Origin of the sequence: Flavobacterium profundi (genome assembly GCF_006491645.1) — a bacterium.
GTDB classification, from domain to species: Bacteria; Bacteroidota; Bacteroidia; order Flavobacteriales; family Flavobacteriaceae; genus Flavobacterium; species Flavobacterium profundi.
In genome coordinates this window covers 127,332-142,966 of record NZ_VDCZ01000008.1, presented here as the reverse complement: position 1 = coordinate 142,966, position 15,635 = coordinate 127,332, and the positions used below count along the sequence as shown (strand labels likewise).

General features: G+C 33.0%; 8 protein-coding genes. 4 read left to right on the top strand and 4 right to left on the bottom strand.

Annotated features, from left to right (window positions below; all coding sequences use genetic code 11):
- Nucleotides 1-75: 75 nt before the first annotated feature.
- Nucleotides 76-4,164, bottom strand: coding sequence for a reprolysin-like metallopeptidase (locus FHG05_RS11645; RefSeq protein ID WP_140998201.1), 4,089 nt, complete (start codon nt 4,162-4,164; stop codon nt 76-78).
- Between the two features lie 132 nt (nt 4,165-4,296).
- Complete coding sequence (locus tag FHG05_RS11640; RefSeq protein WP_140998200.1) at nt 4,297-8,937, bottom strand: choice-of-anchor D domain-containing protein; 4,641 nt, start codon at nt 8,935-8,937, stop codon at nt 4,297-4,299.
- A 164-nt stretch (nt 8,938-9,101) separates the two neighbouring features.
- Here FHG05_RS11640 and FHG05_RS11635 point away from each other — a divergent pair, with 164 nt between their 5' ends.
- Nucleotides 9,102-9,530, top strand: coding sequence for a regulatory protein RecX (locus tag FHG05_RS11635; RefSeq protein ID WP_140998199.1), 429 nt, complete (start codon nt 9,102-9,104; stop codon nt 9,528-9,530).
- 83 nt (nt 9,531-9,613) lie between these two features.
- A complete protein-coding gene (thiL, locus tag FHG05_RS11630) occupies nt 9,614-10,660 on the top strand; it encodes a thiamine-phosphate kinase (RefSeq protein ID WP_140998198.1) in 1,047 nt (348 codons plus the stop codon).
- Between the two features lie 105 nt (nt 10,661-10,765).
- Here the strand turns inward: thiL and FHG05_RS11625 are convergent, their stop codons facing one another.
- Nucleotides 10,766-12,310: a glycine--tRNA ligase gene (locus tag FHG05_RS11625; protein WP_140998197.1), complete on the bottom strand. Its 1,545-nt coding sequence runs from the start codon at nt 12,308-12,310 to the stop codon at nt 10,766-10,768.
- A gap of 60 nt (nt 12,311-12,370) precedes the next feature.
- Nucleotides 12,371-13,204: a hypothetical protein gene (locus tag FHG05_RS11620; RefSeq protein ID WP_140998196.1), complete on the bottom strand. Its 834-nt coding sequence runs from the start codon at nt 13,202-13,204 to the stop codon at nt 12,371-12,373.
- Nucleotides 13,205-13,266: 62 nt separating this feature from the next.
- Here FHG05_RS11620 and FHG05_RS11615 point away from each other — a divergent pair, with 62 nt between their 5' ends.
- Nucleotides 13,267-13,950: a ComF family protein gene (locus FHG05_RS11615; protein ID WP_140998195.1), complete on the top strand. Its 684-nt coding sequence runs from the start codon at nt 13,267-13,269 to the stop codon at nt 13,948-13,950.
- Between the two features lie 69 nt (nt 13,951-14,019).
- Nucleotides 14,020-15,630, top strand: a complete 1,611-nt coding sequence (locus FHG05_RS11610) for an Ig-like domain-containing protein (RefSeq protein WP_140998194.1) — start codon at nt 14,020-14,022, stop codon at nt 15,628-15,630.
- The last annotated feature ends 5 nt before the right edge of the window (nt 15,631-15,635 follow it).

Here is a 15,635-nt window from a genome sequence, read left to right as displayed (position 1 = left end):
GTTACAAAATAATATAATTACAAAAAAAATGAGTTGCCATTTCTGACAACTCATTTCGTTATTCTCAATAAAAATCTAAAATATAATTTTCTTATTAATCACTTGTCCATTTGTTAAAGTTACTCTAACAAATAAAGCTTGATTTGTCGATGCAAGAGAAGTTATAGCAAATGTGTTTTGATTTAAAGAAGGGCTTTCAAAAAGCGTTCTACCTAATACATCTAAAACACTTACTTTCTTAATCATTTCTTTTCCTGAATCTATAACAATGGATTGCTCTTGCGAATAAACAACAATTGCTGCATCGTTCACAAAAGTTGAAGTATCTAAAGTACTCTCTCTATACACAATTGAAAAACGATCGGTAAAAGCACCAGCTTGAGTAGTAAAAGCATAAGAAGCTAGTTTTAAGTCATGAATTGTATTTGTATAAGCATCTCTTAAATAAATATTTTGAGTTGCAAACAAGCCGTCCATAGTTTCTAAACTTATCGTATAACTGCCTGATACTCCAGCTTTCAAACCTAAAGCCACACTATCTGTATCCTCAAATGGCAATCCTTTTCCTTGAATTACATATTCATTATCGTTAATAATACTGTAGATATAAGTAGTATTAGCTGTATCTAACATTTTACCATCAATTAAATTATCCACACCATTGGTAGCTCCATCTTTATAACCTACTAGAATTTGATTAAAAGCTTCTGAAGTACTGTTTAAGTTCAACCAAAAACGATGCGTTTCAGGTGTTGTATTATTTTCTTCTCTTGTGGTTCTAAAATATTGTGTACTCGTAGTTGCGTTTACACGTTGTGCATTAGTAAAAGCAGCATTTCCAAAATCATATGCTCTTACATAAAACCCTTGTCCTGTTTGAATTTTACCGTTAGGTGTTTGCCCTCCAGCAGCAGCAGCAGTTCCTCCTAAAGTAGTGTAGGAAGCATAATTATTAACTGGATAAACGCCTCCACTTGCTGCGACTGTATGTGTCCAAAAATAAAGTGCTCCAACAGTCGTTGCATTATCTTGTAAGAATCGATCCGCATCTATTGGAGATGCATAAGGATTTCCTAATAAGTTATATCCTTTTCCTAAACCTACAGTCAAATTACCATTAAAAGGTACTCCTGTAAATTGCCCGTTATAAGAAGCAGCAGTTATTGCAGACCAATTATTATCTACTCGAATCATATATCCTTTACCTGTTGCAAAATTTGTAGTTGGATTTACAGATTGATATGCGGTTGGCGTTGTTGTTCCTGTATACAAATATTCGTAAAAACGAGTAGTAATTGTATTAGGTGAAAACGCTAATAATTGTTGTCCAATAACAGGAGAAGCCCATGCTGTATAATCCAAACGAATCATTGGTGCAGAATTTCTTTTAACAACTATATTCCCTGTATTACTTGCTTCTCCATTAATTTGTTTTAAAGCTGCATTATTATTAACTGTTAAAGAACCACCAGCAGCAACATTTACCTCATTAGTAATGGTTAAAGTATGTCCAGAATTGATGACAACATTTGCTCCAGAACCAATAGTTAAAGAACAAGCTTCTAAATCTGCAGTTGAAGTATAATCTCCATTAATAATGGCTGCTACATTCTTGATAGGCACACCATTTGACCAGGAAGTACCATTCCATGTTGTAGTAATAACTCCACACGCATTAGGAGATTCTGTAATACTTGTAATGTAACAAATTTGTATTTGGAAACTATTTAATGTTCCGTCTCTACCTGTAGTAACATCAGCTACCCTAAAATACCAGTTCCCCTGAGATGATTCTCCATTAAAAAGATACAAATCTCCTACAGGTCTCATGGTTCCAAAATTACCAGATGCACCACAAGCTGGAGGATTAACGGAATCACTATCCCAAGTTCCAGTTAAATCTGAAATTGTATTTCCACATCCACCATCTTGAAACAAAGGCACAAAAGTTCCATTCGGACTCTGAATTGCAGCATATAAATGGTTTCTTCTAGAATGTGTTATATTTGAAGACACATTCACATCAGTTATAGTTACATTATCAGGTACATTTAAAGAAAAATTCTGATAAGCCAATGGATTTTGTGTAGTAATTGTATTTCCACTAGTTAAGGTTCTAGTATAGGTATTACACGCATAATTCACTACATATCCGATTGCAAAATCTTTTGTATTTATTGCATAAAAATCATTTCCTGTAGGTTCAATTAAAATTCTACAAAATGGTGCAGCCACATTAGGAATCGTAATATTTTGACTACCATCATTAGCCGTATTACTTACTAAAGTAATAGGATAGGTTTGTCCGCCATCTGTAGAAAGTTTAATATTCACATTAGAAGCACCTGTCATGGTATTGGTTCCGTTTACCGACCAAGTTACTGTTTGAGTGGAACCTTGCGTATAACTAATTCCCGTTGTATTTTGTGAAGTTATTAAAAACGGACCTTTAGTTCTGTCGAAAGTAACCGCAGTATTTACGCCTTTATTATTTCCCCCTCCAGGCCTGTTGTCTCTAACAGTCATTCTGAAATTTAAAGTTCTATTCGCAGTAGCGTCATTTGGTATTATTTCCCATTGATTTCCAGCTACACCTTTTGCCACATGGTCTTGCATTCTTGGAAAATATCTTATCCCAACATTACTTGGCATAAAAGAGCGGAAGTTGGGACCATTTGTTTTAGTTTCTGTAGGATAAGAAGCTGCTGCACCAACAGTTGTTGCGTCATCTACTTGCTCCCAACAATAGGACAAAACATCTCCTGAGTTTGCATCTGTAGCTGAACCAATCAATTTAAAGGCAGTACCTCTAGGTAAAGTTTTTGTAGCTGGAGCGGTTGGTACTGGTACAGCATTAGAAAGAGGTACAATTGAAGGACACGATTTACTTTTTATATTCGTGGTTATTTGTTGAATTGAACCTGCATGAAAAATAGGAATAGAATGATTGGCTACATCTGTTGCACCTGTAATCCCAGCATAACCCATAATCGTTACTCCTGAACCTGGCTCCATGTTAACCGAATTATTTTCAGTGCTCATTGAAAAAGTATGATTTCCACCTAGTTGATGTCCAATTTCATGAGCCACATAATCTACATCAAAATTATCTCCATATGGAATACCATCAGCAGGAGAGGTATATCCACTTCCTTTACCAGAACCATTACTTGTCCAAGCTTGAGTAGAAGTACCGCATACACAACCAATACAACCTGCATTCCCACCACCACCATCTGCACCAAAAAGATGGCCGATGTCATAATTAGCACTTCCAATAACACTTGTTAATGTAGATTGTAATTGTGAATTCCAATTACTCATATTAGCAGAGTCTGAATATGGATCTGAGCCTGCATTGTAATAAATAACATTTGTAGTGGTTGCTATTAATTGCATTGTACAATTAAAGTCGGCTTCAAAAATAGCATTTACACGTGTATAGGTTGCATTAAAAGCAGCTAAGACTAAGTTTACTTGTGCTGCACTTGTTGCTCCAAAATAATTTGCATATTCACCTGTACAAGATTGAGCCATTCTAAATACTCTTAGATTAGAATCGTCTGCATCTCTCAAGAAAGAACTCTCCATTTCATTAGGATTACCCACTCTTTGAATTGCTTCTTCTGTGGTACAGATAAATTCTCCTTCAGCCTTTTTTGATTTTGCTCTATCAAAAACGATACAGGTTTTATAATCCATTGATAATGGATCTATAATATAAGTAGTTTGTTCTGAACCCGAACGAATAATTGCACTTATCCCATTATAGGGCGAAACACTAAATCGGATTGTATTGGAAGGATTATTTACTCCCTGTCCTGAATAAGATCTAATTTCAGGAAATTTATTTTGCAATTCGTCTTCAAAATTAGAAGCTTCCACGATTCGATATTGCTCTATGAAACCCTTAGGATTTGGAATAGAAACAATTTCATTTGAAATTCCAGCTAAAGATTCTCTTTTCGGGACATTTATCAAGCTAGATTTAAAGATTTGATAATCGAATTCAAACAATTCGTATTCTAAAGGCAAGGACGACCTTCTTATTTCATGGTTATCTAAGAAGGATAGTTTATCTACTTTTTTCCATCCATTCTGTTTTTGTGAAAAACCGTTCAAAATAGAGAAAAGTAGTGTCAATGAAAGTAAAATTTTTTTCATTTATTGGTTGGTTAATAGGTAATTTTCTACTCGGTTAATGCAACAAATATAAAATTATTTAGCATATTTTTTACATTTAAACGAAAAAAACTGCCATTTAGCAGTTTTTTTGATTCATTTTTGTAAGAAAATTTAAAATATAATTTTTTTGGATACTTTATACCCGTCTTCTAATTCAATTAACACAATTATTGGTGCACTATTTCTATTGAGCGCTTGTATCATTACTTCTCTTTGATTGATATTTTCTTCATCAACTATCTTTCGAGCTAAGATATCATAAATTATTATAGATTTAATATTACTTTTTGAAGTTGATTTTATTTCGATAAACGAACCTGTATGTATTTCAACAAGATTAGTATCAGATAGAATTAATTCATCAGATAAGGTACTAGTATTCTTAAATCGCAATACAAATCGGTCATTAAAAATTCCTTTTGGAGCATCAAATGTATAAGGTGCTGTTTTCAAATTATGCATAACATGTAAATACAAATCTTCCAGAAAAATATCTTGATCAGAAAAAAGACCATCTAAAGCGAAAATTCCAATAGTATTGTTTCCGTTTTTGGTTATTTTAACACCTAAAGAAACAATATCGTCATCATTAAAAGGAAATCTTCCTTGAATATTCATGTTTTTCCCTTCTATTATGGAATAAATTGAAGCTTGCGTAGCTTCTAAAGCTACAGCATCAAACATTCTATCTCTACCCATTGTTGCACCCTCAACATACCCGACAAGAGTTTTAGCAGATTGATTAACATCTGTTTTTAATTCCAACCATATTCTATGCTTGTTAGAAACTGATCCCGATGCCGTTCGATAAAACTGACTATTATCATAAGCTTTATCTCTCATAGAATTATTAAAAACAATTGTTTCAGCTGCAGCTACACCATCATTCATAATTGTAAAAAAACCTTGACCACCTGCTATCATACCATTAAAGGTACTTGGACCAAAACTTGCTCCTGTACTGTTATATATTACATAATCATTAATTGAGTAATTAGCCTGATATGATCCATAAAACGGATTTTGAATACTTGTTGAAGGTGTTATTCCATGTGTCCAAATTCTTACTGCTCCTTCAATGTTAGGGTTAGCCAGAAGAAAATCTATTGCATTTATTGAAGATGGGTAAGGATTACCAACTAAATTTAAATTATCGTCTAAATTAGTGATGGTTACACCATTATTCCCAGAATAATCTGTTCCAGTATAATCTGCTCTTTCAATTGGCACTGCAATGATTCCATTTCTTGCCACTCCAGTAAATGTTCTTGAAAAAACATCTCTCATAATATAACCTTTTCCAGCATCCATGGAAGTTCCTAAAGCAAGGTTCCAATACCCATAACCTCCATTTGGATTAGGCTGAGTTGGATTCCATATATACACATAACCGCTAGTTGGTGTACTACTAGACTCTGTTGGCGAAGACCAATATACATAATCTAAGGAACTACCCGTTGTAGATCTCTCATAGTTGATGTTTCCTGTATTTACACCAGCATCATTAACTTGAATTAAAGAACCATCATTTAAAACAGTTACGTTTCCATCAACTGTTAAATCATTATTAACTTGAATATAATCATCTGCACTTACAGTTACCATTTTTCCAACCTCAACATGTAAATCACCTGAAGCAATTAAATTATTGGAAACACTAGTTGTAAAGTTATTATTTAAAACCACATCGTAAAAAACTTCAGTTCCTTCTGGAGCAACCGTATTGATTACTTGGTCTGTTACCCCTTTAAATACAACAGTTCCATTACCTTCTTCGAAAGCATCATTGGTTAGGTTATTCGTCCAATTTCCATGTAAAAGAAGCCGCCCATCTGTTGTACCCGAGTTAGAATCATCCATATCTAAAACTCCAGAAGTATCAATTAATAAATCTCCAAAAACTTCTAAAACATTGTTATTGCTTGCCAAAATTTCTAATTTACTCCCTAAAATTGAAATATCGTTACAAACTGCTAAATCAGTATAAATATCTGAATACGCTGCTGTATAATCAACTCTAGCTACATTAGTTGCAGAAGAAGTAATAATCACATCAGTATTTACATCTGGAACAGCTAATCCTGACCAGTTCGCACAATTAAACCAATTCGTATCTACATCACCAACCCATTGACCTGAAGGATTACTTGGCCCAATCACAAAAGTTCTACCAGCACTAGTAGCAACTACATTCGTCGGATTCAAATTATACCTTCCAGTTCCTAAAGTCCAATTATTGGAAACATCTGCTACAGCATTAATTATTTGATAAATTGAAGCTGTTCCATGTTCTTTATCATTTTCATAATACCCACTTACAGAACTTGTACTAATACTTTCTACATTAAAACAAGTTAATGCAGCAGGTAATCTTGACTCCCTTGGGTTTGCAGAAGTAGTTGCACTAGAACCACTACAGGCATTTGCTAAAGGCACCCAAGCGGCCCTATTTGTCAATCCATGCAACAAGGTACCCGATAAGTAATAGTTTGCTTGATTGGCATCAATAGTTCCATCAGATGTAAAACTTCCTTGTACTAAATACATTTGATCAGGAGAACTTGTAGAAATATTTGGTGTTAAAAATGTTCCTCCTAAAACACTACCAGAAAAATCTGAAGTTCTATTACTAGAAACATTATTGGTAATTACATTAATAGTTCCAAACCAATTTGCAGTGCCATTAGTAATAATTTGTAAAACAGAACCAGCAGGAATTGAAGTACTGCCATTATACGTAATATCAGCTTGATAGGGAGATTCACTAGGATCGTCTCCTCCGCCTCCCCATTTATTGGTTCTCACACCAGCTGCGGCACCAGCTTCATACCTAGAGTTTACAATTGAAAATACAGTTCCTGGTAAAATATCTACTAAAGTTGCGACTAAATATTCATCTTCCGCTCCACTTCCATTAATTTGTCCGTCATAACCCGTAAATATTAACTCTCCCGGTCTAAAAGTAGTTCCTCCACTCGCTGAATTTGAAGCTATTGCTAAAATATCAAAGTTGTATAACGACTCATCAGTATCTGAGTTTGAGATATTTATAGTATTGGTAAACAATCCTGCAACAGCACTGTTAAAAGTAACGGTAAAGGATATTGAACCACCCGCAGCAATAGTACTTACTGAAGGTTGGGTAATTATAAATTCCTGAGGAAGAGATGTATCTGACAAAGTAATAGGCAAAGATAAATTTAAATCCGTTGTACCTAAGTTTTGAATTACAAAGGTTTGTACGATATTAGTACTTATTAGTACACTTCCAAAATTAGTATTGTCAGTTGAAGAGGGAGAAGTGTCACCATCTACAATAGTAATACCATTACCTGTTACATTAATTTCTGGACCAGAAGGTGGTGTTCCACAAAAAACATTCACATTTTGAATGTACCAAGGAGAAGTTGTGGAAGAAACCTTCCTAAATCGTATATAAACTGTTGAAAAAGCAGTATAAGAAGATAAATCTACAGTACAAGAAGTAGTACCTCCACTTGTAGTATTACCTAAATTATAAGTAGTTACTGTTGTAAAAGTTCCCGTTTGAGTTGTTGTTGAAACCTCTATGATTAAATCCTTAGCACTTGTATTAGTGGTTCTTCTTAAATCAAAAGTCAATGAAGTAGGATTCGATAAAGACACTGTAGTTAAGTCACCTGTAGTAGCACCAAAAACAGCCTCTCCACCAGAATAAGAAATAGAATTTTCTAACCAGCCTGAAGGTGCACTCGAAAAAGTCAATTGACTTAAACAAGGCCCAGTAGTAACCGTTAAAGTAGCTTCAGAAGAGGTTACAGCGCCACATGGAGCTGTTCCAGAAACTAAAACACGATACAAATAACCATTCATAGTCAAAGTTGTTGCAGGTGTAGTGTAACTATTTGAACTTGTCCCCACATTAGACCAAGAACTACCTCCATTGGTTGAGACTTGCCATTGATAAGAAGCAACATTGCTAGCTGCAACAGTAAATGTTGCTGTAGCTCCAGTAGTGCTTGCTTGATTGGTAGGTTGTGTAGTTATTGATACTGAATTTACAATTGAAACGGACTGTGAAACAGCATTTGTGGACCAACAAGAACCGTTAAATACTCTTACATAATACGTTCCAGAAGCAGTCGCAGTGTAAGAAGAGGTTGTTGGAAAAGAAGTATCTGTTCCTGTAGCACTAGTTTGCCAATAAGCTGTGGCACTTGGTGAAGAATAGGATAAACTTGAGGAACCACAACCAGCAGTGATTGAAATACTTCCAGATGGATCTGCTGGTGGGGAACAAGCAGAAAACGTAGTCCATGAAATATCATCAATTTTAATTTGATTCCCTGAAGTTCGTAATTCTAAAACAACATTTCCGGATACATTAATGGGTTGACTATAGGTAGCTACAACATCAGAAGTTGGAGAAACAGTTATTGTTGCTCCAATTTGAGATCCATTTACCCATACTTGAATACTTCTCGAACCAGTTCCTGTAAAGGCACGTACATATGAAAAATTTAAAACACCCATTCCACCAGCATATGTTGGTGAAGTTACTGAACCTGAACCGCTTGTACAAATTGCTTTTCCATTTAACGTTTGATCTGTTCTTGCAGCAGTAGCATTCCAAGTAACACCATCTGTTCCAGTCCATGTTCTAGACAAATAAGTTCCTGAACTAGCAGTGGGGATATTTGAGAAATCTTCTAAACCTTGCGCGCACGCAAAATACCCCATAAAAAGGGTAATTAATAGTAATCTTAGCTTCATTGGTTAATAGCTTTAAAGATTTGGTTAATAACAAAATAGCTTTTAAAAGTAGACAAAAATATTTAATAATACGTATTTTTGTTCAAAATTTACTTTACTAAATCGTTAAGACTTTGAACCAAAACAATTCGCTAACCCTCTCATTACAAGATATTCTTACAAAAATGGAGTATTATTGTTCCTACCAAGAGCGTTGTTATAAAGAAGTGGAAGAAAAGATTTTTTCCTACCGAGTGAGTTCAATTGAAAAAGAGAAAATCCTGATTCATTTAATTGAAAATAACTACATCAATGAAGAGCGTTTTGCTAAAAGTTTTACTAGAGGAAAGCACAACTATAAGAGTTGGGGTAAACTGCGAATTAAAAACGAATTAAAATTTAGAAATATTTCTTCAAAAATCATTGAGTTAGCCTTACAAGAAATTGATGAAGAGAAGTATGTGAGTCACTTTAATTCCCTTGCTGAAAAACATTGGTTAAACCTAAAAGAAAGAAAAGGACCTAAAAAAAACAAAAAATTTGTTGATTACTTTTTACGAAGAGGATACGAAAGTTACCTTATTTATGACAAACTTCAAGAATTAGACTTGTAATTTCTTTACAAGTACAGTAACATTTCCTATTCGCCATAACAAACGATTACTTCAAATAATACTATCTTTGCAAAAAAAATCACATGTTAGAAGACAAAAACCAAAAAAGAACCAGTTTAGCTGAATTAGGAGAATTTGGTTTAATTGATTATTTGACCAAAAATATTACCATCAATCACGAATCTACCATTAAAAGTATTGGAGACGATGCAGCAGTACTCAATTTTGAAAATAAAAAAGTAGTGGTTTCTACCGATTTATTAATTGAAGGAGTTCATTTTGATTTAGCCTATATGCCTTTAAAACACTTAGGCTATAAAGCAGTAGTAGCCAACCTTTCAGACATCTGTGCTATGAATGCGAAACCTACACAAATCACGGTATCTTTAGCCATGTCTAACCGTTTTCCTTTAGAAGCCATTGAAGAATTATATGAAGGAATAAAATTAGCCGCTAAGGTTTACAATGTAGATATTATTGGAGGCGATACCACTTCATCTCAAAAAGGATTAATTATTAGCATTACAGCCATAGGAGAAGTAGACTTAGACGAAGTTGCTTATAGAAATGGGGCAAAACCAACCAATTTATTAGTGGTAACTGGAGATATAGGTGCTGCTTATATGGGTTTACAGGTTTTAGAACGCGAAAAACAAGTTTTTCAAGTGAATCCTAATAACCAACCCGATTTAGAACAATATTCGTATTTAATTGAAAGACAATTAAAACCTGAAGCTAGAGCGGATATTAAAGAATTGTTAGCTCAATTAGACGTAAAACCTACCTCTATGATTGACATTTCAGATGGTTTATCCTCAGAAATACTTCATTTGTGTAAACAGAGCAAAGTGGGTTGTAATCTTTATGAAGAAAAAATCCCAGCTGACCCTCAATTAATTTCTGTTTGTGAAGAATTCAATCTTGACATTACCACTATTGCTTTAAGCGGTGGAGAAGATTATGAATTGTTATTTACAATTAAAATGGAAGATTTTGATAAAATTAAAGCCAATCCCAATTTTTCAGTAATTGGACACATGGTAGAAGAAAAAGAAGGCGTCCATTTGATTACAAGAGCCGATACTAAAATCCCTTTAAAAGCTAGAGGTTGGAATGCACTTGAAAATTAGAAGTTAGATTCAGAGTTCAGAAAAAGATTTAGACTCCGTTTGATAAGACAATAAAAAATCCCAAATGGTTTCATTTGGGATTTTATTTTTAGTGTAACACTATACTTATTTCATTTTCATCAACCAATTTCTCATCGAAACTTCGTTGTAGATAATTCCTCTTAATTCAGAAATAGTAACACGTTGTTGCTCCATAGAATCTCGATGACGAATGGTTACAGTTTTGTCTTCTAAGGTTTGATGATCCACAGTAATACAAAATGGTGTTCCTAACGCATCTTGTCTTCTGTATCTTCTTCCAACAGCATCTTTTTCATCGTAGGCTACATTGAAATCCCATTTTAAATCTTCAATGATTTCTCGAGCGATTTCTGGTAACCCATCTTTTTTAACCAATGGTAAAACTGCCGCTTTAGTGGGTGCTAAAACAGAAGGCAAACGCAACACTGTTCTTGTCGAACCGTCTTCTAAAGTCTCTTCTTGCAATGCTTTTGAAAAAACTGCTAAAAACATACGGTCTAAACCAACAGAAGTTTCCACAACATATGGCACATAGCTAGAGTTCGTTTCATTATCGAAGAATTGTAATTTTTTACCTGAATATTCTTCATGTGCTTTCAAATCAAAATCAGTTCTGGAATGAATTCCTTCTAATTCTTTAAAACCAAATGGAAAGTTGAATTCAATATCTGCAGCAGCATTCGCATAATGCGCTAATTTTTCATGATCGTGAAAACGATAATTTTCTGCACCTAAACCTAAAGATTGATGCCATGCCAAACGGGTTTGTTTCCAATACTCGTACCATTGCATTTCTTCACCTGGTTTTACAAAAAACTGCATTTCCATTTGTTCAAACTCACGCATTCTAAAAATAAATTGTCTTGCTACAATTTCATTACGAAATGCTTTTCCTGTTTGCGCAATTCCAAAAGGTATTTTCATGCGTCCTGTTTTCTGAACGTTTAAAAAGTTTACAAAAATACCTTGAGCGGTTTCTGGACGCAAGTATAAGTCCATTGCTGTATCAGCAGATGCTCCTAATTTTGTTGCAAACATTAAGTTGAACTGCCTTACTTCGGTCCAGTTTTTTGAACCCGATTCCGGACAAGCAATTCCTAATTCTTCAATCAACGCTTTTACATCAGCCAAGTTATCACTTTCTAAAGAACGTGCCATTCGCTGTAAAATGGCATTTTTTTGATCTAAATATCCTTTAACACGTTCATTTGTACTTACGAATTCTGCTTCGTTAAAAGCATCACCAAAACGTACTTTAGCCTTTTCTATTTCTTTTTGTGCTTTGATATTGATTTTTTCAGCATAATCTTCAATCAAAACATCAGCACGATATCTTTTTTTGGAATCTTTATTATCGATTAATGGATCACTGAAAGCGTCTACGTGACCTGAAGCTTTCCAAGTGGTTGGGTGCATAAAAATAGCAGCATCAATTCCTACAATATTTTCATGCATTTGCACCATGGCTTTCCACCAATATTCGCGTATATTTTTCTTTAACTCAACACCGTTTTGTGCATAGTCATATACTGCACTTAGTCCGTCGTAAATTTCGCTTGACGGAAAAATAAATCCGTACTCTTTTGCATGCGAAATTACATTTTTAAATAAATCATCTTGTTTTGCCATGTTGCAAAAGTAAAAATAGGTTTTAAATAAAGAAAAGATTTTTTGTGAATAATTTGAGTATTATTCATATTCGAAAATAGTACTACCAATTTTACAAAAAGAATTGTAAACATTAATAATATATTTTCCTTTTATGGTTTTGTCTGCTTCTAAATCTACATACGTACAAACATCTAAGTCTTTCTTGGAATACATTGCCTCCGTTTTCGCACTGTAGGTTAGTTTCAAATTATTGGCTTCTAAATGGGTGTCTTTAACAGATATGATTTGATTTTTAGGATTCACAACTTGTACATACAATTGTTTATTCCCATTTCTTACAAATTCATTTCCTTCTAATGTAAAACAAACTCTAATTTGTTGAATTTTACCCTCTCTATTTTTAGAATACAAATCCGATAAAATTTTCACGCCTCTAGCATTTAAATTTATGGCATTTAAATTTTCATGTCGCCCTATATATTCATTCTTTTTATGAGAAACTAATTGTGCTAATTCTTTCTTATTTTGCGTAAGTATCGTATTGATTTTAATTATTTCGTCAGAATCCTCATTAATCTTAGATTTTAAAAGATTTATTTTATTTTCTAAGGATTTATTTTCATGATTAATATTCCAAGAAGTGGACAGAAAAAATTTTTTATTTTCTTGAGCAGCTACCACTACTTTTTCAACCTCAGCCACTTCATTCTTTTCAATCACTAAATTAAGAGAATCGTATTTTTTAAGAATTTCATCAAACTGATTTTGAAGTAGTTTACTTTCTATTGTTGACTGATCCACTAAAAGATCGTATTTAGCACAAAGGTTATAATATCCAAAAACTAATAATAACACCAAAAAGGTTAAAACAGTTAATGAAATTTTAATAATTGTCCTTTTTTTGAATGCCATTAAGTTCTATTTTTGATTAAATTAACTGAATTTTAATTCTCTCTAATTTTATTATCGGTGTAATGCATAAAAATCTGTTAAAATTATTATTTCCCTCACTTTGTTATGGTTGTAACGAACTTTTGTTAAACAATGAAAAAATAATTTGTAGTTCCTGTATTCATCATTTACCTTATACACACCATCATCTATTAGAACAAAATGATACCTTGAATAAATTTTATGGCATAGTCGATTTAGAATTTGCCTATTCCATGCTCTATTTTCATAAAGAAGGTATTGTCCAAAATCTCATTCATCAATTAAAATATAAAGGCAAACAAGAAATTGGCACTTTTTTAGGATTAAATTATGCTCCGTCATTACAGCATTTAAAAGAAAAATATCAAATCGATGAAATAATTCCAGTTCCACTTCATCCCAAACGCTTAAAAGAAAGAAACTACAATCAGGTTGAGACTTTTTGCATCAGTTTATCTAATGAATTAAGCATTCCTTACAACAACGCTCTTTTATTCAGAAACGAATATTCAAAAACACAAACCAAAAAGAATAAAATTGAACGACAAACGAATAGTAAAAATTTATTCGAAGTACGAAATAGCACTGAATCCAATGGAAAACATTTTCTATTAATAGATGATGTAATTACAACTGGAGCTACTATCGAAGCCTGTACCAAAGCATTATTAAAAATCCCTAACGCAAAAGTGAGTGTCATTACCTTAGCTTATACACAGTCATAAAAAAAAACAAAAAATTATGTTTACACTAAATATAGTTGTTATTTTGTAAGCGTTTAGTTAAAAGAAGGCATGAAAAATATATATATCATAACATTTGGAGTTATTTTATCGCTTTTAGTACTTACAAGTAGTTGCGCAAAACGAGGTATTATTACAGGTGGTTCAAAAGACACTATTGCACCAAAAATAATTTCAAGTAGCCCAGAAAACTTCAGTACTAATTTTAAAGGTAATGAGATACGAATTGTTTTTGACGAACTTATTAAAGTAAAAAACATCAACAAACAATTAATTATTTCTCCACCTTTTAAAACCCAACCCATAATTGTTCCTCAAGGAAGTGCAAGCAAGTTCATTTCTATAAAAATCTTAGATACACTAAAGCCAAACACAACCTACAGTTTTAATTTTGGACAAAGTATAACAGACAATAATGAAGGTAATCCTTATTCTCAATTTAAGTATGTTTTTTCAACAGGTAGTTATATTGACTCCTTAACTTTGGTTGGTAAAATAAAAGATGCATACGAAGAAAAGCCCGATAATTTTGTATCCATACAATTATATGACGCTACTACTTTTAAAGACTCAACTATTTTTAACGAAACACCTCTTTATGTAACGAACACCTTAGATAGTTTAAAGTTCTTTGCTTTCGAAAATATAAAAGCTGGTGCTTATAAAATCATTGCGCTGAAAGACAACAATAACAATTACAAGTTTGATCCTAAATCAGACAAAATTGCTTTCTTGGAACAAACTATATCTTTACCTAACGATACCGTTTATGAATTAGAGCTTTTTAAAGAAAAGACCATTTTTAAAGCCGAAAAGCCAATTCAACAATCTAACAACAAATTTTATATGGGTTTTCAAGGAAATCCTGAAAAAACAACCATTACTGCAACCAATGGAAGTGAAACTATCCCCTTGAAAATGACTAAATATCCCGAAAAAGGAAAAGATTCCATTCAGATATTTATCCCAACTATACAAGCAGATTCTCTGCAATTTACTATTGAAAACGGAAATTACTCAAAGACTTTTACAAGTAAAATTAAAGAATTAAAACAAACGGATTCTTTAGGAATTCAAACCTCACAAAGAAATCTTAATTTTAGAGATGCTTTCGTGGTTAAGACCAAAACACCATTAGTAAACATAGACAAGAGTAAAATTAATTTGATGAATAAAGATTCCATTGCTTTAGATTTTACTTTTGAATACCAAGAATATCAACAAGAAATTGTTTTTGATTTTAAAAAAGATGAAAACCAAAAATATACTCTGAATTTTCTACCTGAAGCAGTCGAAGATTTTTATAATACCAAAAACGACTCTCTTTCCTTTTCTTTTACTACTAAAGCACTATCCGATTATGGTAATTTAAATGTCACTGTTAAAAATGCAAACCGCTTTCCTTTTATTCTTCAAATCTTAACAGACAAAGGAGAAGTCGTCGCTTCAGAAAGTAGAGAAAATAATGAACCCGTTTATTTCGAATCTATAGAACCCAGAATTTACACGTTACGAATTATCTACGATGATAATAAAAACGGCATTTGGGATACCGGAAATTATTTAGAAAAAAAACAAGCGGAACAAATAATTTATTACTCTAAAAAAATTGACGTAAGGGCCAATTGGGATGTAGAACAAGAATTTAGAATTGGTGACTAAAGAAT

Bases quoted from the DNA above. Each gene is read 5' to 3' on its own strand.
- FHG05_RS11615 (WP_140998195.1), top strand. From the start codon at position 13,267: ATGCATAAAAATCTGTTAAAATTATTATTTCCCTCACTTTGTTATGGT.
- FHG05_RS11635 (WP_140998199.1), top strand. From the start codon at position 9,102: ATGGAGTATTATTGTTCCTACCAAGAGCGTTGTTATAAAGAAGTGGAA.
- thiL (WP_140998198.1), top strand. From the start codon at position 9,614: ATGTTAGAAGACAAAAACCAAAAAAGAACCAGTTTAGCTGAATTAGGA.
- FHG05_RS11640 (WP_140998200.1), bottom strand. From the start codon at position 8,937: ATGAAGCTAAGATTACTATTAATTACCCTTTTTATGGGGTATTTTGCG.
- FHG05_RS11645 (WP_140998201.1), bottom strand. From the start codon at position 4,164: ATGAAAAAAATTTTACTTTCATTGACACTACTTTTCTCTATTTTGAAC.
- FHG05_RS11625 (WP_140998197.1), bottom strand. From the start codon at position 12,310: ATGGCAAAACAAGATGATTTATTTAAAAATGTAATTTCGCATGCAAAA.
- FHG05_RS11620 (WP_140998196.1), bottom strand. From the start codon at position 13,204: ATGGCATTCAAAAAAAGGACAATTATTAAAATTTCATTAACTGTTTTA.
- FHG05_RS11610 (WP_140998194.1), top strand. From the start codon at position 14,020: ATGAAAAATATATATATCATAACATTTGGAGTTATTTTATCGCTTTTA.